The sequence below is a fragment of the Mesorhizobium sp. M1406 genome (genome assembly GCF_040317555.1).
In the GTDB taxonomy this organism is placed as follows: Bacteria; Pseudomonadota; Alphaproteobacteria; order Rhizobiales; family Rhizobiaceae; genus Mesorhizobium.
This window is the reverse complement of the sequence record NZ_JAMYKW010000013.1, coordinates 117,927-140,406: the sequence shown is the minus strand read 5'-3', so window position 1 is coordinate 140,406 and position 22,480 is coordinate 117,927. Positions and strand designations below refer to the sequence as shown.

Annotated in this window: 19 protein-coding genes; 5 read left to right on the top strand and 14 right to left on the bottom strand. The window is 63.6% G+C overall.

Annotated features, from left to right (window positions below):
- Nucleotides 1-13: 13 nt before the first annotated feature.
- Genes NKH03_RS14255 through NKH03_RS14245 form a run of 3 tightly spaced genes read right to left on the bottom strand, consistent with a single transcriptional unit; the run spans nucleotide 14 to nucleotide 3,023 of the window.
- Nucleotides 14-1,054, bottom strand: coding sequence for a sugar ABC transporter substrate-binding protein (locus NKH03_RS14255; protein WP_352968847.1), 1,041 nt, complete (start codon nucleotides 1,052-1,054; stop codon nucleotides 14-16).
- A gap of 41 nt (nucleotides 1,055-1,095) precedes the next feature.
- A complete protein-coding gene (locus tag NKH03_RS14250; protein ID WP_352870593.1) occupies nucleotides 1,096-1,860 on the bottom strand; it encodes an ATP-binding cassette domain-containing protein in 765 nt (254 codons plus the stop codon).
- Complete coding sequence (locus tag NKH03_RS14245) at nucleotides 1,857-3,023, bottom strand: ROK family transcriptional regulator (RefSeq protein WP_352968846.1); 1,167 nt, start codon at nucleotides 3,021-3,023, stop codon at nucleotides 1,857-1,859. The genes NKH03_RS14250 and NKH03_RS14245 overlap by 4 nt, the downstream gene beginning before the upstream one ends.
- A 192-nt stretch (nucleotides 3,024-3,215) precedes the next feature.
- Here NKH03_RS14245 and NKH03_RS14240 point away from each other — a divergent pair, with 192 nt between their 5' ends.
- Nucleotides 3,216-4,394, top strand: a complete 1,179-nt coding sequence (locus NKH03_RS14240) for a M24 family metallopeptidase (RefSeq protein WP_352968845.1) — start codon at nucleotides 3,216-3,218, stop codon at nucleotides 4,392-4,394.
- A gap of 75 nt (nucleotides 4,395-4,469) precedes the next feature.
- Here the strand turns inward: NKH03_RS14240 and NKH03_RS14235 are convergent, their stop codons facing one another.
- The 8 genes from NKH03_RS14235 to NKH03_RS14200 all read right to left on the bottom strand — a co-directional run bounded on the left by NKH03_RS14235 (nucleotide 4,470) and on the right by NKH03_RS14200 (nucleotide 12,149).
- Nucleotides 4,470-5,225, bottom strand: a complete 756-nt coding sequence (locus NKH03_RS14235; protein WP_352968844.1) for an ABC transporter permease — start codon at nucleotides 5,223-5,225, stop codon at nucleotides 4,470-4,472.
- Nucleotides 5,222-5,995: an ABC transporter ATP-binding protein gene (locus NKH03_RS14230; RefSeq protein WP_352968843.1), complete on the bottom strand. Its 774-nt coding sequence runs from the start codon at nucleotides 5,993-5,995 to the stop codon at nucleotides 5,222-5,224. The genes NKH03_RS14235 and NKH03_RS14230 overlap by 4 nt, the downstream gene beginning before the upstream one ends.
- Nucleotides 5,995-7,041 carry an ABC transporter substrate-binding protein gene (locus NKH03_RS14225; RefSeq protein WP_352968842.1) on the bottom strand — a complete coding sequence of 349 codons (1,047 nt, stop codon included), beginning with the start codon at nucleotides 7,039-7,041 and terminating at the stop codon, nucleotides 5,995-5,997. Before NKH03_RS14225 ends, NKH03_RS14230 begins: the two co-directional genes overlap by 1 nt.
- Nucleotides 7,042-7,111: 70 nt before the next feature.
- Nucleotides 7,112-7,549 (bottom strand): VOC family protein, encoded by a 438-nt coding sequence (locus tag NKH03_RS14220; RefSeq protein WP_352870599.1) that lies wholly within the window; start codon nucleotides 7,547-7,549, stop codon nucleotides 7,112-7,114.
- A gap of 2 nt (nucleotides 7,550-7,551) precedes the next feature.
- Nucleotides 7,552-8,295 (bottom strand): FadR/GntR family transcriptional regulator, encoded by a 744-nt coding sequence (locus NKH03_RS14215; RefSeq protein WP_352968841.1) that lies wholly within the window; start codon nucleotides 8,293-8,295, stop codon nucleotides 7,552-7,554.
- Nucleotides 8,292-9,731 carry an FAD-binding oxidoreductase gene (locus NKH03_RS14210; protein ID WP_352968840.1) on the bottom strand — a complete coding sequence of 480 codons (1,440 nt, stop codon included), beginning with the start codon at nucleotides 9,729-9,731 and terminating at the stop codon, nucleotides 8,292-8,294. Before NKH03_RS14210 ends, NKH03_RS14215 begins: the two co-directional genes overlap by 4 nt.
- 505 nt (nucleotides 9,732-10,236) lie before the next feature.
- Nucleotides 10,237-11,541, bottom strand: coding sequence for a M23 family metallopeptidase (locus NKH03_RS14205; RefSeq protein ID WP_352968839.1), 1,305 nt, complete (start codon nucleotides 11,539-11,541; stop codon nucleotides 10,237-10,239).
- Between the two features lie 140 nt (nucleotides 11,542-11,681).
- Entirely contained in the window at nucleotides 11,682-12,149 is a 468-nt protein-coding gene (locus NKH03_RS14200; RefSeq protein WP_352873386.1) for a peroxiredoxin, read from the bottom strand.
- A gap of 95 nt (nucleotides 12,150-12,244) precedes the next feature.
- Here NKH03_RS14200 and NKH03_RS14195 point away from each other — a divergent pair, with 95 nt between their 5' ends.
- The gene (locus NKH03_RS14195) at nucleotides 12,245-15,625 is read left to right on the top strand and encodes a hypothetical protein (RefSeq protein WP_352968838.1); all 3,381 of its coding nucleotides are present in this window, start codon (nucleotides 12,245-12,247) and stop codon (nucleotides 15,623-15,625) included.
- A gap of 6 nt (nucleotides 15,626-15,631) precedes the next feature.
- Here the strand turns inward: NKH03_RS14195 and tyrS are convergent, their stop codons facing one another.
- Nucleotides 15,632-16,885: a tyrosine--tRNA ligase gene (gene tyrS / locus NKH03_RS14190; protein WP_352968837.1), complete on the bottom strand. Its 1,254-nt coding sequence runs from the start codon at nucleotides 16,883-16,885 to the stop codon at nucleotides 15,632-15,634.
- Nucleotides 16,886-17,117: 232 nt separating this feature from the next.
- Between tyrS and NKH03_RS14185 the strand changes: the two genes are divergently transcribed.
- Together NKH03_RS14185 and NKH03_RS14180 are read left to right on the top strand one after the other, a co-directional pair.
- The gene (locus NKH03_RS14185) at nucleotides 17,118-18,761 is read left to right on the top strand and encodes an ArnT family glycosyltransferase (protein WP_352968836.1); all 1,644 of its coding nucleotides are present in this window, start codon (nucleotides 17,118-17,120) and stop codon (nucleotides 18,759-18,761) included.
- 30 nt (nucleotides 18,762-18,791) lie between these two features.
- The gene (locus tag NKH03_RS14180) at nucleotides 18,792-19,619 is read left to right on the top strand and encodes a phosphatase PAP2 family protein (RefSeq protein ID WP_352968835.1); all 828 of its coding nucleotides are present in this window, start codon (nucleotides 18,792-18,794) and stop codon (nucleotides 19,617-19,619) included.
- Nucleotides 19,620-19,640: 21 nt separating this feature from the next.
- Here NKH03_RS14180 and NKH03_RS14175 read toward each other — a convergent pair whose 3' ends face one another.
- A complete protein-coding gene (locus tag NKH03_RS14175; RefSeq protein WP_352968834.1) occupies nucleotides 19,641-20,291 on the bottom strand; it encodes an FMN-binding negative transcriptional regulator in 651 nt (216 codons plus the stop codon).
- A gap of 20 nt (nucleotides 20,292-20,311) precedes the next feature.
- Complete coding sequence (locus NKH03_RS14170; RefSeq protein WP_013532163.1) at nucleotides 20,312-20,986, bottom strand: alpha/beta hydrolase; 675 nt, start codon at nucleotides 20,984-20,986, stop codon at nucleotides 20,312-20,314.
- A gap of 237 nt (nucleotides 20,987-21,223) precedes the next feature.
- Between NKH03_RS14170 and NKH03_RS14165 the strand changes: the two genes are divergently transcribed.
- Nucleotides 21,224-22,402, top strand: a complete 1,179-nt coding sequence (locus NKH03_RS14165; protein ID WP_352968833.1) for a cysteine desulfurase family protein — start codon at nucleotides 21,224-21,226, stop codon at nucleotides 22,400-22,402.
- Nucleotides 22,403-22,480: the final 78 nt, after the last annotated feature.

Sequence of the window (22,480 nt, the reverse complement as noted above, 5' to 3'; positions counted from 1 at the left end):
CGCTTTCGGATGACTATTCGACTGACTTGACGGTGTCCGTCGGCGGCTTCTGGTTGCCCCAGAAGGCCGGATTGTCGACGTTCTCCTTGGTGATGGCGGCGCCGGGGATCTTGATGTTCGGCCCCCAGGCTTCCTTGGTCACGGTCGATTTCAGGCCGAGCACGTCATACTCGCCGGGCTTGATTTCCTGCTTACCGGCGATCTTGTCCATGAACATGGCGACGGCCGCGGCCTGCGCGTAGAGCGGCTGCTCGACCTCGACGTTGAGCCAGCCCTTGCGGATCAGGTCGAGGCCGACCGGAGCGCCGTTCGAGCTCATCAGCATGACGTCGCCCGGTTTCTTGCCGGCGGCCTCGAGCGAGGCGACGGCAGCGACCGAAAGGTGCGCGGCATGGCTGAAGATGAGGTCGATGTCGGGGTTTGCAAGCATCTGGTCGTTGACGATGGTCCCGGCTGCATCCGCCGCCCACTGCATGGCCGGAAGCGAGATGATCTTGACGTCCGGAAACGCCTTCATCTTCTCTTCAAAGCCCTTCTGGATGTCGAGCGTGTAGGGGTCGCCGGGGTCGCCGAGCACCTGCAGCACCTTGCCCTTCACCGAGCCGTTCTTTGCTTTCAGCAGCTTCTCGGCCTGCTCGGCGGCGACGTAGCCGATCTCGACCGTTCCGGCGACAGAGGTGAAGTCGGACGGTGTCGACGTGATCTGGCGGTCGAACTCGACCACCGGGATGCCGGCCGCGCGGGCGGCTTCGATGGACGGTTTCAGCGCATTGAAGTCGACCGCCGCCAGGATGATGGCCGCCGGTTTCAGCGCGATGACGTCGTTCATCTGTGATTGCTGGGCGTCGGTCTTGTTGTCGGCGTTCAGCGTCTTCATCTCGTAGCCGGTCTGCTTCAGGAACAGCTCCAGCGCGCTCACCGAGCCGGTCTGGAACTCGTCCAGCAGGGTCGGCACCATATAGTAGACGATACCCTTGGACTGGGCGAATGCCGGCGTGAGCGTGGCAAAGGCCAGTGCAAGGATACCGAAGACAGCAAGAAGTATTCGCTTCATGTCGTTCGCTCCTCTTTTACGCCGGACCCCTCTTTTGTCCCTCAGCCTGTCGGTCCGGCACCGGCAAGCGTCTCTCCGGTGATCATGTTGATCACCGCATCGGGACTTGTTTTGTTGCGTGCGACATCACCCGCCACGACGCCTTGCCGGATCACCACGATCCGGTCGGCGACCTGGAAGGCCTGCTGCATGATATGAGTGATGATGACGACGCCGATGCCCTGGTTCGCCACCTGGCGGATCATGTCGAGGCCGCGCCGCGTCTGTTCGACGCCAAGCGCTGCGAACGGTTCATCGAGCAGCACCAGCTTGCCGCCCCAGTGCACGAAGCGGTTGAGCTCGATGGCCTGCCGCTGGCCGCCCGAAAGGTGCTCGACATTGGTGCGCAGCGAGGGAATGCGGGTGCCGGCACTGGCCAGCGCCTTTCCGACGACGGCTTCCATGGCGCGCTCGTCGAGCACGGGAATGCCAAGAACCTTCCTGGTGATCTCGCGGCCCATGAAGAAATTGGCGACGACGTCGACATTGGTGCACAGCGACAGGTCCTGGTAGACGGTCTCGATGCCCGCCGCCTTGGCCTCGGCAGGCGACCGGGCAAGGAACTCCTTGCCCTCGAACAGCATGCGGCCCGAGGTCGGCTCCAGTCCGCCGGCGATGATCTTGACCAGCGTCGATTTGCCGGCGCCGTTGTCGCCGAGCAGCGCCACGACCTCGCCCTTGCCGATCGAGAAGCTGATCCCCTTGAGCGCTTCGATAGCGCCATAATTCTTGGTGACGTTGTCGAGCACCAGCAGGGGTTCGTTCATGCCGCAATCTCCCTGCCTTTGATAAGGTCGCGCTCGCGTTCGCGTTCGGCAGCAAACATCTGCCCGAAGCGCGGTGACAGCACCCCAGAAACCGCAAGGGCGGCGGCGCCGCGCAACACCGAATGTTGCCCGCCGCGCGCGACGAGGATTCGAGGCGTCGTGCGGTCCTTGCGTGCGGAAACGGAATTATGCAGGCCTCCGGCCGAACCAGCCAGCATTTCGAGCAGATCGATGGACGCCAGCCCGCCGAGGATGACGGTTTCGGGGTCGAACAGGTTCTCGATGACGGCGACGGCATTGTGAAAGATCGGTGCGACTTCGGCCACCCATTCGGCCTCGCTGCCGTTCCAGCGCCGGAGCGCCTCGAGCGAGAGGTATCTTTCGAGACAACCGCTGTTGCCGCACGGGCAGGCCTCGCCACCGGGAACGACGGGAATGTGCCCGATCTCGCCGGCATTGCCCCCGGCGCCGCGCAACGCGGAGCCGTCATGAACCATGACGCCGCCAAGGCCGACGCCGAAATAGAGATAGTAATATTCGGAAAACTGCGCGCCGAGGCCGTAGAGGCGCTCGCCCATGGCCGCGGCCGCCATGTCGGTTTCAAAGAAGGCCGGCAGCCCGGTGGAAGCCGCCAGCCGCTCACCCAGCGCCACATCCTTCCAGCCGGTCATGGTGGTCGGACCGACAAAACTCATGGATTCGACATCGAACGGGCCGGGCAGGGCCATGCCGACGCCGAGAACCCGTCCTCCAGCCCGCAGTCCGGTCAATTCATTCACCATCGCCGCGATGAGGTCGAAGGCGTGGTCCGGCGTCGCGTTCGGCGCCTCGCGGTAAGTGCTCTCGATCACGTCGCCGCTCAGATTGATCAAGGCGGCACTGATGCCGAGCGGGGTGATGTGAGTGCCGACGGCGTAGCCGCCCTCGGGGTTGATCCGCAGGGTCGCCGGTGGCAGGCCGCGCCCCTTCGGTTCTTCGCGCAGCGACAGGATGTAGCCCTGTTCTTCCAGTTCGCGAACGATGGTGGACACCGTCTGGACGGTGAGGCCGACGCGCCGGGCGATCTCGCCGCGAGCGATCGGCCCATGCAGGCGGATCGACTCAAGCACGATGCGCCGGTTGTACGGCCGCCCGAACTCCTGATTGGTCCCCCGCAGTGCCATGATTTGCGCCCTTAGGAGAGATTAGCTTCGCACCTGTTATTTATTCAGTCAAATGGAATTCAAAAATAAATCGAAACGTACCCCGGTTCAGGACCTGCTCACGCGCCACGCTGGCCGATTGCCGCCATGTCGAAAGCGTCTCAAAGGTAAGCGAACCCCGCGACCTCTGATCCGACAAAGCATGGAGCAAGGATGATCGAATTGCCGTTTGCCCACGAAGAGTACCAACAGCGGCTTCGCAAGATCCGCGCCGAGATGGCCAGGCGCGGTCTCGAGCTCCTTGTTGTCAACGACGTTGCCAACCAGCACTACATCACTGGCTATGATGGCTGGTCATTCTACACGCCCCAGGTTGTGCTCGTTCCAGTCGAGGAGGTCGAGCCGGTCTGGATCGGGCGCGCCATGGATGCGGCCGGCGGTCTTCTGACAGCCTGGATGAAGCCCGAGAACGTGGTTGGCTTCCCGGAGGATCACGTTCAGCGTGCCGATCGCCATCCGATGGACTGGATCGCGAACTGGATCGTGGCGAAGGGCTGGGGGAACCGCGCTATCGGCATCGAACTCGAAGCCTACTATTTCTCCCCGAAAGCACATGCCCGGCTTGTCGCCGGACTTCCCAATGCGAAATGGCAAGATGCCGATCTGTTGGTGAACTGGATCCGCGCGGTCAAATCGCCGCCCGAGATCGCCTATTTGCGCAAGGCATCGACCCTGGCCGAAGCGGCGGTCACGCGGGCCTTCGAGGTGATCGCGCCGGGAGTTCGCGAATGCGATGCCATCGCCGCCATCCAGGCGGCGCAGATCGCCGGCAGCCCTGACTTCGCGGGTGACATCACCGCGCTTCCGCCGACAATTCTCGGTGGCGAGAATGCTTCCGCGCCGCACATCATGTGGAGCGACAGGCGGTTTGGCGAAAACGAGACGATTGCCCTGGAACTTGCCGGTGTCTGCCGCCGCTATGCCGCCGGACTGGCAAGAACCCTGCAACTCGGCAAAACGCCGACAAATGTCTCGGATACGGCCAAAGCGGTGATCGAGGGCATGGATGCGGTGCTCGACGCGGTCAGGCCGGGAACATCAGCCGAAGCCGTCGAGGGCGCCTGGCGCAAGGTCATCCAGCGCCATGGACTGAAGAAGGAGTCGCGCATCGGCTATTCCATCGGCGTCGCCTATCCGCCGGATTGGGGCGAACACACGATCAGCCTCAGGCCGGGCGACAAGACCGTGCTCGAATCAGGCAACGTCGTTCATTCCATCCTCGGCATGTGGATGGACGGCTGGGGCATCGAGATCAGCGAGACCATCCTGGTCACCGAAACCGGCAATGAGACGCTGACCAAGTTCCCGCGGGAGATCCACGTCAAATCCTGAGGATGAGGCTACGGCAGGCGGTTTGCCTGCGCACGGCGCCGTAGAGCACGGATCGGCAAAAAACAGTTCGCCGGCTCAGTATCTGATGACCCGGCGCTCAACCATCACCACGGCACAAAACAGCGCGATCGACAGGCACGACGACAAAACGATCGCCGCGTAAAGCCGGTCCGACTGGTAGTTGAAGCTCGCCTGGATAATCAGCGCGCCGAGGCCCTTGTCCGAGCCGATCCATTCACCGACGATGGCGCCGACGACCGCCGTCGCCGAGGCGATCCTGAGCGAGGAGAACAGCATCGGCAGCGCACGCGGCAGGCGCAGGTCCCAAAATATCTCCCAGCGTGTCGCCGACAGCACCCGAAACAGCTCGTGCTCGTTATCGCTGGCCGAATCCAGGCCACGGATCATGTTCACCAGCGTCGGAAAGAAACAGATCACCGCCGCGATGACGATCTTCGGCGTCATGCCGAGCCCGAAGATCAGGATGATGATCGGCGACAGCGCCAGGATCGGAATGGTGTTGAAGAACAGCACGATCGGAAAATAGGCTGCCTGAAGGATGCGGCTGTGCACGAACACGACAGCCAGCAGGACGGCAGCCAAATTGCCGATGACGAAGCCGGCCAGCGCCTCGATCAGCGTCGGCCTGAGATTGTCGATGAGCAGCGCGAAATTCTTCTGGAAGACGCCTGATATCGCCGTCGGCGTCGGCACGATATAGGCCGGCACGCCGAGAAGCGGCAGCAGATACTGCCAGGTGACAAGCAGTGACGCCGCGCCGAGAACGGGCAGGGCGATTGCCAACTGCGGAGACAGCGGCGCCGGCCTCACGACGCGCGCTCCAGCGCGGTGCGCAGGTCGGCCATGGCGGCGACGATTGACGGGTCTTCACGCGAGCAGCGGTTGCCCTCCTGCTTGAGCGGCCGCATATCCAGGTCCTTGACCAGTCGCCCCGGATTGGCGGCCAGAACGATGACCTGCTCACCGAGATAGGCGGCCTCGGCGATCGAATGGGTGACGAACAGGATCGTCGTGCCCGTGCGCCGCCACAAAGCGAGCAACTCATCGTTGAGGCGGTCGCGGGTGATCTCGTCGAGCGCCCCGAACGGTTCGTCCATCAGCAGCAGTTTTGGTTGTCCAAGCAATGCTCGGGCGATCGCCACGCGCTGGCGCTGGCCGCCGGAAAGCTGGTGTGGCAGGCGCTCACCGAAGCCGGCAAGCCCCATCAGATCGAGCAATTCGTCACTGCGGTCCTCGATTTTGCGGGTCAGGCTGCCTTGCCCGACGCCAAGCGGCAGACGCACATTGTCGCGCACCGTGCGCCAGGGCAGCAAGGTCGAGTCCTGGAAGACGAAGCCGACATCGCGGCGCGACCGGACAGCATGAGGCGTGTCGCCGAGCACGCTGATCGTGCCGCCGAGCGGATCGAGCAGGTCGGCAACCACCCGGAGCAAGGTCGACTTGCCGCAGCCGGAAGGCCCAAGGATCGACAGGAAGGATCCGGTCTCGACGCTGAGGTCGAGGCCGGAGAGCACTATGACGGCCGCCTGGCGGCCGTCATAGCCGACATCCAGCCTGCTGGCTTCGATCGCGCTCGCCATCAGGCGGCGGGTGCGTCGAGCTTCGGCCGCTCGGTGGCCGAAAGTTCGAGGATCTTGGTGGTATGGACGTCGGCGGTGGCTGGCCGTCCGTTCGGATACTGCCCAACCTTGTCCAGCAGTGCCAATTGCTCCTCGATCGATGCCGGGTCGAACGTCCCCCAGCCATCCTTGGCGGTTGCCGCATCGAAGGAGAGTTTCAGCACAAGGTTGATGGTCTTCTCTTCCCACCCGAGGTCCATTTCGGGATAGGCGGCGACCATTTTTTTCACGGCGTCCTGCGGGTTGGCGTGCACCCAGCCCCAGCCCTTGGCGACGGCGCCGATGAATTTCGCCAGCGTGTCCGGATCCTTTTCGATTGCGGCGTCGGTGGCGAAGTAGACGTCCGCATAGGAATTCAGGCCGAGATCGCGCACCAGAAGGTCGATGCGGTCATCGCCGACGACGCTCAATGCCTGTGTGTTGGTGATCCAACCGCCGATCGCATCGACATCGCCACGCACCAGCGGCCCTTTGTCGAAGCCAACATTGACGACGGTGACGTCGGACGGGCCCATGCCGTTCTTGGCCAGGATCTCGTCGATGACGAAACGCGCGGTCGGTTGGATGCCGATCTTCTTGCCCTTGAAATCGGCGATGCCGCGGATCGGATTTGCCGCCTTCGAGGTGAAGGCGTAAGGGCCGGTGCGGAAGCCGCAAGCGATGATCTTGACCGGTACGCCGCTGGCGCGAGCCGCGAAAAGCTGCGGCGTTTCGGAGAATTGGCCGAGCTGTGCCGCACCCGAGATCACCGGCGGCACGGTCGAGGCGTTGGGGCCGCCAGGACTGAATTCCACGTCGAGCCCGGCGTCCTTGAAGTAGCCGTTGACGACGGCGGCAATGTCGCCGATCTGGCCGTTGGACATCAGCCAGTCATACTGGATGACGACCTTTCCGGCCGCCTTCGCGCCGGGGGTCAGCACCAGTTGCATCCCGGCCGATGCGGCGGCCGCGGCCGCCAGGCCGGATTTCATGAAGCTGCGGCGGTTTACGTTGTAATGATTGTTCACTCATTTTTCGCTCCTGTTGCAAGACTTGTCTGTCTCTTCCTTGCGCGCCGTTCCCTTGGCGCGGTGTCGTCTACGGCTGTTCGTCGTGGTAGTCGCCGGGGCCGCCGTCGAGCCAGGCGTAGAGTTCCCAGAGCGTGTCGTCCGGGTCGGTGAAATAGGCGCAGCGCGCGTTCCAGACGTAATCCTCGGGCGGACCCTGGAAGGGCACGCCCTTGGCGGTCAGCTCGGAATACAGGCGGTCGATCTCGCCGGGTGCGTCGAGCTTGACCGCGACGCAGACCTTGTGCGCGTGGCGCGGCGAACGCAGCTTCGAGACGCCGGTATGCTGGCTGATATGGTCGATCTCCCAGGCGGCAAGCGTCACGCCCTCGCCATGGAAGTCGGCAAAGCCTTCGGCGCGCCGGCGCAGGCGGAAGCCGAGCTTGTCGACATAGAATGCCAGCGTTCGCTCGATGTCCTCGACAAGCAGACATACGTCCGAAATCCGGTATGCGGTTCCGAGCGACATGGCTATTTCCCTCCGTCGGCGCGCTGGCCACGCGACGTCGGCAGCCTGACGCCGACACGATTGGCGGCGCCGATGATATGCGCGCGCATCGCCGCCTCGGCTTCTGCCGGGTCGCCGGCGACCAGCGCCTCATAGATGCGCACATGCTCGCCGACATTGACTTCCACCAGGTCGTGCAACGGGTTGGTTTGTCGCGCGTAGTAGATCGAGCGGCGAATCTGTTCGCAGACGAAGGAAATGAAGGTGTGGATGTAGCTGTTGCCTGTCGCCCGGGCGATTTCGCGATGAAACAGAAGATCGGCGTCGATGCTGCCGTCTTCCCAGCGCTCCTCGCCGCTCATGCGGTCGAGCGCAGCCTTGATGGCGTCGAGATGCTCCTGCTCGCGCCGCTCGGCGGCAAGCGCGGCCGACTCGGCCTCGAGAATGCAGCGCAGCTCGAAGAGCCGCTCCATATTCTGCCCTTCCTTCAGCGTCTCGCGGTCGATGCGGATCGTTGCCCGCTGCTCCGGTGCCAACACGAAGGAGCCGATGCCTTGTCGCGCTTCCACCATGCCATCGGCGCGCAATTGCGCGATCGCCTCGCGCACCACGTTTCGGCTGACGCCGAATTTCTCCGAGAGCTGCTGTTCTGTCGGCAGCAAACTGCCCGGATTGAGGTCGCCTGATTCGATCTCGCGGCTGAGGAACGCCGCGACCCGGTGCGGCAATGCCTCGACAGTGCCGATGGCAGCCAGTCGTTGTTTCATGACAAGGTCTCCGTCGCGGGAAAGAGGCAGCCGGGGTTCATCAGCCCACTAGGGTCGATGGCATTCTTTAGCGCGCTGACGAGCCGACGGTGGACGGGAGACATTCCCGTCCAGTAGACGCGCTGGCGAGTGCGGCCGATGCCGTGCTCGGCGCTGATCGAGCCGCCAAGGGCATTGATGACCTCGTACAGCCCGGCCGTGATGTCGGCGCCCCTGGCACGCGCGTCGGGCTCGGCAAGGCCAAGCGGCGGCAGCACGTTGAAATGGACGTTGCCGTCGCCGGCATGGCCATAGGCCTGGGAAACCCAGCCCGGGTGCTCCCGCGTAACAAACCGCCGGGCATCGGCGATCAGCGTGGGAATATCGGAGATACGCACCGAAAGATCGGTGCGCACGTGATAGCCACGCTTGGCTTGCCCCTCGACCAGCCCTTCGCGAATCGCCCAGAAAGCCCTGGCCTGTGCGCTGCTCTCGGCCAGGACGGCATCGGTGACGAGTTGGTTTTCCATTGCGCCGGCCAGGAAATCGACCAGCAGCGTGCGTAGGTCGACGGCTGTGCTCGACGACAGTTCGATCAGCACATGAACGGGGGCGGCGACCGGGGCGACGACGGTCGGGTCGACCAGATGCGCAAGCTCCACGCATTCCGATCCGATGATCTCGAAGGCGGATATCAGGTCCGAGCATCCGCGCCGGGCCTGCCGGAACAGCGCGATGGCCGCTTCGAACGAGGGAAGGCCCAGATAAGCCGTCTCGATGCGGCCGGGTTTCGGAAACAGCTTGACCTCGACACCGGTGATGATGCCAAGCGTTCCTTCGCTGCCGATGAAAAGCTGCTTCAGGTCGTAGCCGCGATTGTCCTTGCGCAGGCCGGAAAAGCCGCTCCACAGTTCGCCGTCCGGCAGCACCACTTCCAGGCCGATAATGAGGTCACGGGTCATTCCGTAGCGCAGTACGTTGACGCCACCGGCATTGCTCGCCGCGTTGCCGCCGATCTGGCAGGTTCCCTGGGCGCCGAGCGCTAGCGGAAACACGCAATCCCGATCTTCGGCGGCATCCTTGATGTGCTGCAGGATGCAGCCGCCATCGGCCTGCAGGATGAAATTGTCGGCGTCGACGAGGCGGATCCTGTTCAACCGCTCCAGGCTGATGACCGCCGCGCCTCGGCTCGTGCCGATATCGATTGCGCCGGCGACAAGCCCGGTGTTGCCGCCTTGCGGAATCATCGCCAGCCCGAGCGTGCCGCACAGCTGGACAGTGGCCTGAACCTCGGCGACCGAGGCCGGCTTCAGCACGGCAAGGGCGCCGCCATGATGATCGCCGGACCAGTCCCCGAGATACTTTTCCATGCCAGCGGCATCGGCGGCCACGCCGCTCTGTCCCAGGACGCGCTCCAGTGCTGCGAGAATGTCAGGCGAGATGCCGTGGATGGTCATTGTCGGGCCGGCTTTGTTGCTGGTGTGTATGCTTATACATATCATCCTACAACTTAAATGCTGTCAACGGGCAAGCCGCTGGTCTCAGGGCAATCGCTTCAGTCTAACGACAGTTTCCAATTTTTGGGCAGATCACCAATCGTCGAAGTAGGCGCCGCCCCTCATTGCCCTGCCGGGCATTTCTCCCCGTGAACGGGGAGAAAGAGGCTGGCCGCAGCGCCGGCGCCTTTCTTGGAACACCGACAATTGGCGAAACCATCGATGACAGCGTCCCTCGCCCCGTTTACGGGGAGAGGATGCCGGCAGGCAGGTGAGGGGCGGCGCCAACGTTCGGAAAAGGATGACGGGACGAATTCGGAACCTGAAGCGATTGCCCTGCCGCGTGGCTGGCGGTCGCCTTTCGGGTCTTCAGGGCGGGAGACTGACCAGGCCCGTGATGTCGGGGTGGGCGCGAAACGACCGAGCCGCTCGCGAAGCAGATGGCCAACTCAAAGCCTTGCGCACCTCAGAGGTATTGTGCGACCTTCCTGCCGACCGTGAGGAAGCGCAAGGGATCGATCGCTTCGCCATTGTGGCGGACTTCATAATGCAGATGCGGGCCGGTCGAGCGGCCGCTGCTGCCGGTCTTGCCGATGACGGCGCCGGCGTCCAGTTTCTCGCCAACGGTCACCCCGATCTCGCTGAGATGCCCGTAGCGCGTCGCAAAACCATTGCCATGGTCGACTTCAATCATGCGGCCGTAGCCGCCGTTCCAGCCGGCCTTGGTGACGATACCGGGAGCCGTGACCTTGGCGGCCATGCCGATCGGCGCCCTGAAATCCATGCCGGAATGGAGCGCCGCGGTACCGAGAAGGGGGTCGGTGCGCACCCCGAACGGGCTGGTGACGGAGTGGCCCGGCGCCGGGTTGGTGAGTGGCAGCCGGCGCGCTTCCTTCTTGAGGTGGTCGAGCGCGTCAAGCGCCTCGTCCAACTCCTTGACCTTGCTGTCGAACCTCATCGAGGAATCGAGCGGGATCAGCGGTCCGCCGACATCGCTATCGCTCTTGCCGAAATCGCTGTCGACCGGCAGGCCTGCTGCTTGAAGCGCCTGGGTGATCGCGTCGGCGCTCTTGTAGGCGTTGTCGGCAAGCGTGCTGATGCGGGTCAGCTGGTCGTTCTCGATGGATTTCAGCGACTGGTTGATCGAGACGAAGAGCTTGTCGGCGCGATCCGCGGCTGAATCGTTGGGCAGCGGATCGGAGCGGGTCGACCATAGCGAAAACGGCCTGGTGTCGCCGGCGCCGAGGTCGGCGCCAAGGCTGGCGACCGCATAGTTCCGCGCGGGTTCCTTGATGCTACCGGTCACTTCGGCGCGTTTGTCCGGCTTCGAAACCGCTGCCGGATCCTCGGCCGGCGCGGCGCCAACTTCGTTCTCGGCGCGTTCGAGCAGCGGGCCAAGCCGACCATGACGCTGGCTCAGCTGGCTCTGGCGTTCAAGCAGTTCGCTGACCTTGGTTTCCATCAATTGCTGGTCGAGCAACTGGCGGCTGGTGATGCGGTCGACCTGGGCGCGAAGCGCCGAAATGCGATCTTCATAGGCTTGCTGCATGCGTGCCTGCCGCGCGGTGGTGGCGCCGATCAAATCGTCACGCAGCACGAGATAGGAGGTCGCCAGGAGGTACCCGATGGCGATGGCGGCCAGCGCCGAGCCGATAAAGGCCGCGAGCCAGGGTCGGATGGTGAAGTGCCTGATCTCGTTGCCCCGGGCGATGATGACCGTATGGGGCTCCTTGCGCCTGCCGAAGACTGCTGACTGACCGGTTGCGTTCACGGGACCAAGCTTTCGGTTACGACACCACGACAGCTTGACTACACATTATTAAGGTTAACAAAGGCTTGTGGTGCACCGGCTCTGCGGCGACGCCCGTCAGGCGAGCATAGGGAAGGCACGAACAGCCGTGCCGGCAATCCTCAAAGCGCACGAACGGCTTCGAGCACTTCCTCGGCGTGGCCCTTGACGCGGACCTTGCGCCAGATCCTGGCGATCCGCCCGTCGCGTCCGATCAGGAACGTCGCGCGCTCGACGCCCATGTATTTGCGGCCATACATCGATTTCTCGACCCACAGATGGTAGGCCTCGATCACCTTGCGCTCCTCGTCGGCGGCAAGGTCGATGGTCAGATTGTATTTCGACTTGAACTTGTCGTGCTTCCCGGCGGTGTCGGGCGACAGGCCGATCACCACGGCGCCCGCCTTCTCGAAGTCCGGCTTCAGCCGCGAAAAGCTGATCGCCTCTTGGGTGCAGCTTGTTGTGTCGTCCTGCGGATAGAAATAGAGGACAATGGGCTTGCCGGAGAATGCGGCAAGGCTGAGCGATCCGCCGCCGTCGCGCGGCAGATCGAATTGCGGCGCAAGATCGCCTACGTCGAGGTCAGCCATACCGATGCCCTTGTTTGAGGTTACGCGCGAAGCCACACCGATATAGTGTCGAGCGGGGATTCGTCCACGATCGAGTTCGTACAACGGAAAATTGCGTGGATCAGGAGCAACCGCAGCACGAGAAGATCCGGTTCAGGCGTGATGAGATCACCGACCTGGCGGCTTTTCCGTCCGCCTGCCGCGTGCCGCCACTTGGTCAGGCGTCGATCGGGCGCGGCTTTCGCATCCTGGCAAGGGCATTCGCCGGTCTGGTCGCTCTCGTGCTGCTGGCCGCCGTACTCGTTTATCTGGTTGGCGCCTCCGGCATCGGGGCCGACCGGCTTCGTATCGAGGCGGAAACGGCTCTTGAGAAACTGGCCGGCGTCGATGTCAATGTCGCGGTCGGGCCGGCGCGCATCACTCTCGACAGTTCGAGTTTCATAGCTCTCCAGGTCAGCGACGTCAGCTTGAAGACCGCCGACGGCAAGCCGATGGCCGATGCCGGCCACGTGCGCTTCGGCGTTCGCCTGGTTCCGCTGCTGTGGGGGGATGTGCGGCTGACCAGCGCCAGGATCTCCGATGCCCGCATTGTCGTGGCGGCGATGCCGTCCGGTGGCGACTGGACCGCCGCCCTGCGCAATGCGGACGGCCTCATCGATCCGGAGAAGCTGTCCAATGCGGTGTTCGGAAACGTCAACCGCGCGCTCGATGCCGTGCGGGAAGATTCGCTGCGCCAGATCGATCTTCGCAATGTCGAATTCGTGCTGCCCGAAACCGGAACGATCAAGCTGTTCAATATAACCGACGCCACCGTCGTGCAGTCGGGACCGGGCGGCATGCGGTTTTCATCCAAGGCGGATGTCAACGGCAGGACGGTTACCGTTGCCGCTTCCGCCACCCGCGACATCGCGGCACACCGGGTCACGGCGCTGGATGCCAGCATCGACCTGGCGGATGCCGGCGACCCCGCGGCCGCTGCCGGGAAGTTGGGCGCGGTCGCGCTGAAGCTGACGGGATCGGAAGGATCGGGGGCGAATGCATCGCGGCTGACGGCTCTTTTGTCGTCGACTGGTTCCATTCTCGATCTAGGCACGCGCGGGTTGCTGCCGGCTGACGTCGATGTCGATGCGACGCTTGTTTCCGGCAGCAACAAGGTCCAGGTCGACAGATTGCTGCTGAAGACCGGTCGCTCGACATTCGATTTCGCCGGTTCGATCGGTCCGAAGCCGGCAAGCGGGGCGGCGGGTGAGGAGCCTTCCTATCGCTATGACCTGACCAGCGACGGTTCGTCGCTTGCGCCTTCGGAGTCGCCTGAGCCAGCGCTGACCTTCCTCGCCCGGATTGCCGGTGTCTACAACACGGTGAGCCACAGGCTGGTCGCCGAGCAGATCGCGCTTCGGTCCGCTGCCTCCAGCGAAGTGCTTGGCACCGCTGCCGTGGCGTTCGTCGACGGCAAGGCGCCGGGGATCAACCTTGCCATCAATATCCACAACATGCAGGTCTCTCACGTCAAGCAGCTGTGGCCGTGGTTTTCGGCGCGCAACGCCAGGCTGTGGGTGCTCGCCAATCTGTTCGGCGGCCGCGTCGTCGACGCCAACCTCCAGTTCCAGGTCGTGCCGGGCCGGCTGGGCAACGGCGTGCCGCTGTCCGCCGACGAAATATTCGGCCGCTTCCAGATCGAGGGATCGCGCTTCGACACGGCCGGCCGCATTCCGCCGATACGCGACGCGGTTGGCGTCGTCGGCTTCCACGGCAACGATGTCGATGTCTCCCTGTCCTCGGGCACCGTCTATATGCCCAGCGGTCGCACCGTGGCGGCCAGCAACGGTACATTGACGGTCAAGGCGGCCAATCGCCCGCCGGTCATCGGCGCGCTCGACATCGACGTTGACGGCGACGCATCCGCTGTTGCCGAACTCGCATCCTACGAGCCGATCAACGCCATGCGCCATGTCGGAATTCTGCCCGAAGAGCTGTCGGGCAGCGTCACCGGCCACGTCAAGGCGGATATTCCCCTGCAGTCCGGCGTCGACAGTTCCAAGCTCGACTGGCTGGTGTCGCTCGACTATACCGGCATGTCGTTGGCCAAGCCTTTCGAGGGGCAGACCGTGACGGATGCCGACGGTTCGATCACGGTCGACCCTGTTAAGGCGGTGATCTCCGCAAAGGCGTCGCTGAACGGCATACCGGCGGAACTCGATCTGATCGAGCCCCTCAGGGATGATGGGCCGGCGCGAAGCCGCAAGGTAGCCATGGTGCTCGACGACAAGGTCCGCGCCGCCGCCATGCCCGGTCTGAAGCCGCTGCTTGCCGGAACGGTGAAAGTCGCGATCGACAAGAATGGGAGCGGCAACCAGAACGTCTCGGCCGATCTGGCCAATGCCAGGCTGGACATCCCCTGGGCGGGTTGGAGCAAGGGCGCTGGGGTCCCCGCCAATGTCACATTCGTCATGACCAAGGCCGGCGACACGACGACGCTGTCCGACTTCAACCTCGACGGAAAGAGTTTCTCCGTCGACGGCAGCATCGTGCTGGTCAATGGTGCTCTGTCATCGGCGCGGTTCAGCAAGGTCACCTTGAACAGGGGCGACGACGTCGCGGTGTCGGTGAAGCGGTCCGGCAAGGGCTATGCGGTCGACATATCAGGCAATGCGCTGGATGCCCGCTCGCTCATCAAGCAGTTCACCTCGGATGTCGACACAGCGACCAAGACCACCGGTTCCGACGCCATTTCCGTCAGCGCCGATGTCGACCGGCTGACCGGTTTCCACGACGAGCAATTGTCCAATTTGAAGCTCGACTACAGCGCGGCCGGTTCGCGGGTGAACGGGCTGAAGGTCAGCGCGACGGCAAGTTCGGGCGCCGCCATAAGCATCAGCAACACCACTGGAGCCGGCCGGCGCGCGCTCAACATGCAGTCCGCCGACGCCGGCGCCATCCTCAGGTTCCTCAACATCTACGAGCACATGGAAGGCGGAACGATCATCCTGGCACTGGCGGGGCCGAGCGACGGAGCGCTGAAGGGCAAGGTCGACACCAGCAACTTTTTCGTGGTCAACGAACCGAAGCTCGCCTCCATCGTCTCGACCACGCCGGCCGGCGACAGCCGCAGCCTCAATCAGGCGGTCAAGGGCAAACTGGACACGTCGCGGGTGAAGTTCGAACGCGGTTACGCCGAGATCGACAAGGGCAGCGGCTATCTGAAACTGGCCAATGGCGTGCTGCGCGGTCCGCGCATCGGCACGACGTTCCAGGGCACGCTCTACGACCAGAACAACAACATGGACATGACCGGCACATTCATGCCGGTCTATGGCCTCAATCGCATCTTCGGCGAATTGCCCATCGTTGGCGCGCTGCTCGGCAATGGCCGCGACCGCGGCCTGATCGGCGTTACCTACCGGCTCAAGGGCAATGCCAACAAGCCGCTGCTTGACATCAATCCGCTGTCGGTGATCGCGCCCGGGATATTCAGGTCGATCTTCGAGTACCGGTGAGCGATCTCAAATCGGCCGCACCAGAATGTGTTTTTTCTTTCCCAAAGACAGCTTTACGACGTTTTCCGGACTCAAATCCCTTGAAGTCACCAGCCGGCGCTCGTCGCTGACCGGCTCGTCGTTCAGGCGCACGGCACCGCCTTGCACGTGCCGCCGTGCCTCACCGTTCGACGCCGCCAGCCCCGCGGTGACCAGCAGCGACAGGACGCCGACGCCGGCTTCGAGAGCGGCCTTGTCAACCTCGACGGTCGGCAGCGATTGCGCGAGCGCGCCTTCCTCGAACGTCTTGCGCGCCGTATCGCTGGCTTGTTCGGCGGCTGCACGACCGTGCAGCAAGGCGGTGATCTCGGTGGCGAGGATCTTCTTGGCCTCATTGATTTCGGACCCGCCGAGCCGCTCAAACCGCGCGATCTCGTCCAGGGGCAGCGTCGTGTAGAGTTTCAGGAAGCGGGCAACGTCGGCATCCTCGGTGTTGCGCCAGTACTGCCAGAATTCATAGGGGCTCAGCATCTCTTCATCGAGCCAGACCGCGCCCGATGCCGATTTGCCCATCTTGGCACCCGACGAGGTGGTGAGCAGCGGCGTGGTCAGCGCGTAGAGCTGCGCGTCCTCCATGCGGCGGCCGAGATCGATGCCGTTGATGATGTTGCCCCACTGGTCGGAGCCGCCCATCTGCAGGCGGCAGCCGAGGCGCTTGTAAAGCTCGACGAAATCATAGGCCTGCAGGATCATGTAGTTGAATTCGAGGAACGACAGCGACTGCTCGCGATCGAGCCGGAGCTTGACGGAATCGAAGGCCAGCATGCGGTTGACGGAAAAGTGACGGCCGACATCACGCAGGAAATTGACGTAGTTGATCTCCATCAGCCAGTCGGCGTTGTTGACCATGATGGCGTCATTGGGGCCGCCGCCGAATTTGAGATACGGCATGAAGTTGCGGCGGATGCCGGCGAGATTGTCGTCGATGTCCTGTGGGGTCAGCAGCTTGCGCGCCTCGTCCTTGAACGATGGGTCGCCGATCATCGAGGTGCCGCCGCCCATCAGCGCGATCGGCCGATGACCGGTCTGCTGCAGCCAGTGCAGCATCATGATCTGGATCAGCGAGCCGGCGTGCAGGCTTTTGGCGGTCGCGTCGAAGCCGATATAGGCCGTCACCGTCTCCTTGGCGAAGATTGCGTCGAGACCGGCATCATCCGAGGTCTGGTGGATGAAACCGCGCTCGCTCATCGTGCGCAGGAAATCGGATTTGAAGGCGGACATTGTTTCTTTCCCGAAAGCGCCCGGCCGCCGCGGCTCGGGTGTGCATGAACGCGGGCGTTTAGCACCCAAGCGCGGTTAGCAAAAGTGGTTTCCGGTTTTGCGGCCCGTGCGGATGGCCAAGCCCACTTCTTGCCTCATTCTTTTGGCTGGCGTATTGAGGCGCCGCGCAGGGGCAGGGCCTGAGGCGCCGCGACGGGGCCATCCCGCAGATCAGATCCGGAAAGCTCCCGCGATGAACAGGAATTATCTTCTCCTCTTTCTGTTCAGCCTGCTGATGACGTTCAGCGGGCTGGCGAGCCTTCCACCAGTCGACCGCGACGAGTCGCGTTTTGTCCAGGCCACCAAGCAGATGGTCGAAACCTCCGACTATGTCGATATCCGTTTTCAAGATGCCTCGCGCTACAAGAAGCCGATCGGCATTTACTGGCTGCAATCGGCGGCCGTGGCGCTGAGCGGCGAGGGGGCGGCGGCGCCGATCTGGATCTACCGCCTCGTCTCCATGCTTGGCATTGCCTTGGCCGTCGTCGGCATCGCCTGGACAGGCACCAAGCTCTTCGGTGCCAATGCAGGTCTCGCTGCCGGCCTGATGATGGCGGCGATCTTCGCGACCGCCTTCGAGGGCCGCGACGCCAAGACCGACGCCATGCTGCTGGCCTGCTGCGTGGCGGCACAAGGCGCGCTTGCCCAGATCTATCTGGCAGCGCGCCGGAACGAACGGGTAGGCAGCCATCTGCCGTGGATCTTCTGGGCGGCTCAAGGGCTGGGAATCCTTATCAAGGGACCCGTCGCCCCGCTGTTGTCGGTGCTGACGGTCGCCACCTTGTTTGCGTTCGAGCGCGACTGGCGCTGGCTCCTGAAGCTGAAGCTCGTGCGCGGTGTCGCCCTGGTGCTCCTTATCGTCCTGCCCTGGGTCGTCCTCATCACCTGGAAGAGCGGCGGCGCCTTTTTGCAGGAGGCCGTCGGCAAGGACATGGTGGCCAAGGTTGCCCAGGGCGAGGAGTCGCATGGCCTGCCGCCCGGTTTCTACATGCTGACCTATTCGCTGTTCATGTGGCCCTTCGGCCTGATCGCGATCGGCGCCGGGCTCCAGGCCCTCAACCGGCTGCGCGACGATCCCCGGCTGCGCTTCTGCCTCGCCTGGTACATTCCGTTCTGGCTGGTGTTCGAGCTGATCCCGACCAAGCTGCCGCACTATGTCCTGCCGGCCTATCCCGGCATGGCGCTGCTGATCGGCTGGCTGCTGACATTGTCGCCGCGTGATGCGAATGCGCCGCTCCGGCGCTGGCAGAATTGGCTGTGGTGGTCGACGGCATTTGGTCTGGTCGTGGTCAGTTTCGGCCTTGCGGCGGTCTGCATCGGAGCGCCGATCTACCTCACTGGCACCTTCTCCTGGTGGAGCATTCCGGCGGCCGCGGCAGCACTGGGGGCGGGCTACTTCGCTTTTTCCAGGGAGCTGCAAGTGCCGCTGCGCCGCATCGGCGCCATCGCGGCCTGCGCGGGCATCACCTATGGCTTGCTATTCGGCGTCATCGCGCCGTCACTGAAGCCGATCTGGCTGAGCCCGGCCATCGAAGCGGCGGTCCGCGCCAACAGGCCTTGCGACACCACGGTGCTCGCCTCGGCGGAATATCACGAGCCGAGCCTGGTGTTCCTTGTCGGCACGAAGACGGTTCTGACCGATGTCGATGGCGTCGCCAAACATCTGCTTGCCGACCCGGCCTGCGCGCTGGCGCTGGCACAGGTTGGCGATGAGCAGAAATTGAATGGCCTGCTGGCGGCACAAGGCAAATCCGCGAGCCGCGTTGCCCGGATCGACGGGCTCAACTATTCGTCGGGAGACAAACTGTCGCTCGGCCTCTATCGTGTGGCCCAATGATCGCTGGTCGATGACAGGGTCGAATCTCCAATGCTGGTGAAATCGCGCCCTTCCGTTTCCGGTCTGCTCCTTGGGGTAGGTCGCCGGTCCCTCGACAATTTTCGCGATACGATACGGATCGCCAAAAGGCGCTTTGCCGTTCGTCCGGCCAGATACCCGAACATTTTGTGGTCGGTCTGGGTGCTGGTCTGGGTTCTGCTGACGGCGGCAGCGTTCGTTCGCCTCGACACTCCGGCTGGAATGCTTCACGGCCAGTGGTCGGCGAAATTTGCCGGGCTTGCCGACTTTTTCACGCAGTTCGGCCTGGGTGGCTGGTATCTCATTCCGTCGGCGCTTCTGCTCGTCGCCGCGAACCTGACGGACTGGCGAAGCCTCTCGAGGCGCTCGCTGATGCTCGTCTACAACTGGACCTGCCTGGCTTTTCTGGTGCTGGGCGCCGTCGGCCTGTCGGGCCTCGCCGTCAATGTGCTGAAATACGCGATCGGTCGGGCTCGCCCGCTCTATTTCGGCGACTTTGGTGTGCTGGCCTTGCGTCCCTTCGCTTTTGATGCGCGCTTCGCCGGCTTCCCGTCCGGCCATGCCACGACCATGGGCGCCGTTTTCGGGGTGGCCCTGCTTTTGTTTCCGAGGCGCTGGTACATCGCCTTGGCGATCACGGCCTGCATCGCCTCGACGCGGGTATTCGTTGGCGCGCATTATCCCAGCGACACTGTTGCCGGCTTCGGCCTCGGCTGCGCCTTCGCGATTGCCTGCGGGCTGATCTTTGCCCGGCTCGGTTTCATCTTTCGGCCGATGCCGTCGGGATTGCCGGTCCGCAAGAAGACGTTTTGGCTGATCAGACCAAGCCGGAAGACCTGAGCGTCCGGTTTGGCCCGAAGCTTAATTCCCGTCCAGACCGCCGTAAGATCTCACCATGCCGGCCATGTCGGGCGACGAGCGCTCTTCGCTTTCGAGCCCTTGGGCAACGCCGACGCGATCGGCCACAGGCCGGTTCTGGCTGACCTTCCACTTGCCGTGGATTTCGCTGATCTCGATTTCCAGCCCGATAATGCCCTTGATCTGCGACTGGATGAAGGGCGCCGGCGCGTCGGTCACCGCCCAGGGCGTCTCGCGAGTACCTTCCTGGGACGCGGTCAGATCGGCGATCTGCCGCGCCAGCCAGTCCTGGTCGTCCATCACCGTGACGGTGCCGCGCACCTGTACGATGGCATAATTCCAGGTCGGCACCACCTTGCCGGTTTCGCGCTTGGTCTCGTACCAGGACGGCGTCACATAGGCATCGCTGCCCTGGAAGACGACCAGCACTGGTGAAGCCGGATTGTCGGCCAACAGGCGCCATTGCGGGTTGGCCCGCGCCAGATGCGCCCGCAGCCGGCCGTTCGGCCCGACGTCGGCGTCGAGCAGGAACGGGATGGCGTTGGCGACCGGGCCCTCGGGTCCGTTGGAAATCAACAGCCCGAGCGGGTGCGCCCGGATCAGCCCGTGCAGTATGTCCGGCCGCGTTTCCCTGAAATGAGGAGGCTCGTACACCGCCGCCGCCCTTCCTTTGCTTAACGCAGCCGCTTCGGCCGCGGATCCGACAATTCACCGGCAAGCCGGCGGTCGAGATAATCAGCGCATTCCTCGAGCAACAGGTCGGCGTCGTTGGAGAAGAAATGGTTGGCGCCGGGCAAGGTCTTCTGCGTGATGGTGATGCCTTTTTGCGTGTGCAACTTGTCGACCAGGCCTTGCACATCTTTCGGCGGCGCCACCTTGTCGGCATCGCCATGGATGATCAGGCCCGATGAAGGGCAGGGCGCCAGGAACGAGAAATCATAGGTGTTGGGCTGCGGCGCGATCGAGATGAAGCCTTCGATCTCCGGCCGGCGCATCAGGAGTTGCATGCCGATCCAGGAGCCGAAGGAGTAACCGGCGACCCAGCAACTCTTGGAATCCGGATGCAGCGACTGCACCCAATCCAGCGCCGCGGCGGCATCCGACAACTCACCAGTGCCGTGATCGAACTCGCCCTGGCTGCGACCGATGCCGCGGAAATTGAAGCGAAGCGTGGTGAAATCCCGCTTCTGGAACATGTAGAAGAGGTCGTAGACGATCTTGTTGTTCATCGTGCCGCCGAACTGGGGGTGCGGGTGCAGAACGATGGCGATCGGCGCGCTCTTTTCCTTGGAAGGCTGGTAGCGCCCCTCCAGACGGCCGGCAGGGCCGGTGAAAATGACCTCAGGCATAAAATACTCCACTTGCATACGAATGCGCGGCGCCCGGAACAAGTCTTCCTCTGGCCTTGACGCAGGGCGAGCGTCTTCTTAGAAGCTAGTTTAGAATTGTTCAAAACTGAGTGGCAAGACATCGAGCCGGGCCACCCGCGCCGCAAGCCGGGTAAATAGGACGCCTCGCCTTGGAATTTCAAGGAAATAACGCGATACGTCGGCGGAATGGCTTCTGACGGGACCAACTGGACGAAAATGGCCGCAAATCGAGCCTATCTCGACTACAATGCCAGTGCGCCGCTGCTTGCAGTGGCCCGCGAGGCTATGGTCGCGGCGCTTGATATCGTCGCCAACCCGTCGTCGGTCCATGCCGAAGGGCGCGCCGCACGCCGTCTGATCGAGACCGCAAGGCGTGACGTGGCAGCACTGGTCAACGCCAAGCCAGAGCATGTCGTGTTCACCTCCGGCGCGACGGAAGCCGCCTCGACGCTGCTGACATCAGACTGGCGGATGGGACGCGGCCCTGTGCGCATGAGCCGGCTTTACGTGTCCGAAGCCGATCACCCCTGCCTGCTGAATGGCGGACGCTTCCCGGCAGCGCAGGTGACACGGATCGGCGTCGATGCCAACGGCATCGCCGACCTTGCGGCCTTGGCCGTTGTGCTTGCCGAGCATGACAAGGCCGATGGCCTGCCGCTGGTTGCCATCCATGCTGCCAACAACGAGACCGGGGTCATTCAGCCGATCGATCGCATCGCCGGGATCGTCAAGGAAGCGGGCGGCATCCTCGTCGTCGACGCCGTTCAGGCTGCGGGGCGCGTTTCGATCGACATGTCAGCGGGTTACGCTGATTATCTGATACTGTCCTCGCACAAGGTCGGCGGCCCCAAGGGCGTCGGCGCCATCGTCGCCGCCTCCGATCTGATGATGCCGCAGCCGCTGATCAACGGCGGCGGCCAGGAAAAGGGCCACCGTGGCGGCACCGAAAACCTCACCGCCATTGCCGGTTTTGGCGCGGCTGCGCGTGAGGGTCTGGCCGGGCTGCCGGCCATGGATGCGGTGCGGCAGCGCCGCGACGAGATCGAGGCCATGGTGAAAATATTGGTGCCGGACGCGGAAATCTTTGGAACGGGTGCGCCAAGGCTTGCCAATACGACATTCTTCGCTATTGCGGGCGTCAAAGCCGAGACCGCTCAGATCGCCTTCGATCTGGCCGGTGTGGCGCTGTCGGCCGGCTCCGCCTGTTCGTCGGGCAAGGTCGGACCGAGCCATGTGCTGAAGGCCATGGGATACGGCGACAGTCTTGGCGCCTTGCGCGTGTCGATCGGTCCGGCGACGGGCGCTGAGGATATCGAGCTGTTCCGCACTGCGCTGGCGGGGATCGCCGCGCGGCAAGCCGCCAGGCAAAAGGCGGATAGAGACCAGGCCGCGTGAGCGGCTGGACAATTTTGGGCCTTTCGGCCTGGTAGAGCCGTGCGTTTCATGCTGGCCGGGTGAATTTCCGGTCGGGAC

What these genes read in the sequence shown, in the direction of transcription:
- NKH03_RS14210 (WP_352968840.1), bottom strand. Translation starts at nt 9,731, where the DNA reads ATGACCATCCACGGCATCTCGCCTGACATTCTCGCAGCACTGGAGCGC.
- NKH03_RS14220 (WP_352870599.1), bottom strand. Translation starts at nt 7,549, where the DNA reads ATGTCGCTCGGAACCGCATACCGGATTTCGGACGTATGTCTGCTTGTC.
- tyrS (WP_352968837.1), bottom strand. Translation starts at nt 16,885, where the DNA reads ATGTCCGCCTTCAAATCCGATTTCCTGCGCACGATGAGCGAGCGCGGT.
- NKH03_RS14165 (WP_352968833.1), top strand. Translation starts at nt 21,224, where the DNA reads ATGGCCGCAAATCGAGCCTATCTCGACTACAATGCCAGTGCGCCGCTG.
- NKH03_RS14180 (WP_352968835.1), top strand. Translation starts at nt 18,792, where the DNA reads ATGCTGGTGAAATCGCGCCCTTCCGTTTCCGGTCTGCTCCTTGGGGTA.
- NKH03_RS14250 (WP_352870593.1), bottom strand. Translation starts at nt 1,860, where the DNA reads ATGAACGAACCCCTGCTGGTGCTCGACAACGTCACCAAGAATTATGGC.
- NKH03_RS14230 (WP_352968843.1), bottom strand. Translation starts at nt 5,995, where the DNA reads ATGGCGAGCGCGATCGAAGCCAGCAGGCTGGATGTCGGCTATGACGGC.
- NKH03_RS14240 (WP_352968845.1), top strand. Translation starts at nt 3,216, where the DNA reads ATGATCGAATTGCCGTTTGCCCACGAAGAGTACCAACAGCGGCTTCGC.
- NKH03_RS14245 (WP_352968846.1), bottom strand. Translation starts at nt 3,023, where the DNA reads ATGGCACTGCGGGGGACCAATCAGGAGTTCGGGCGGCCGTACAACCGG.
- NKH03_RS14215 (WP_352968841.1), bottom strand. Translation starts at nt 8,295, where the DNA reads ATGAAACAACGACTGGCTGCCATCGGCACTGTCGAGGCATTGCCGCAC.
- NKH03_RS14170 (WP_013532163.1), bottom strand. Translation starts at nt 20,986, where the DNA reads ATGCCTGAGGTCATTTTCACCGGCCCTGCCGGCCGTCTGGAGGGGCGC.
- NKH03_RS14200 (WP_352873386.1), bottom strand. Translation starts at nt 12,149, where the DNA reads ATGGCTGACCTCGACGTAGGCGATCTTGCGCCGCAATTCGATCTGCCG.
- NKH03_RS14185 (WP_352968836.1), top strand. Translation starts at nt 17,118, where the DNA reads ATGAACAGGAATTATCTTCTCCTCTTTCTGTTCAGCCTGCTGATGACG.
- NKH03_RS14255 (WP_352968847.1), bottom strand. Translation starts at nt 1,054, where the DNA reads ATGAAGCGAATACTTCTTGCTGTCTTCGGTATCCTTGCACTGGCCTTT.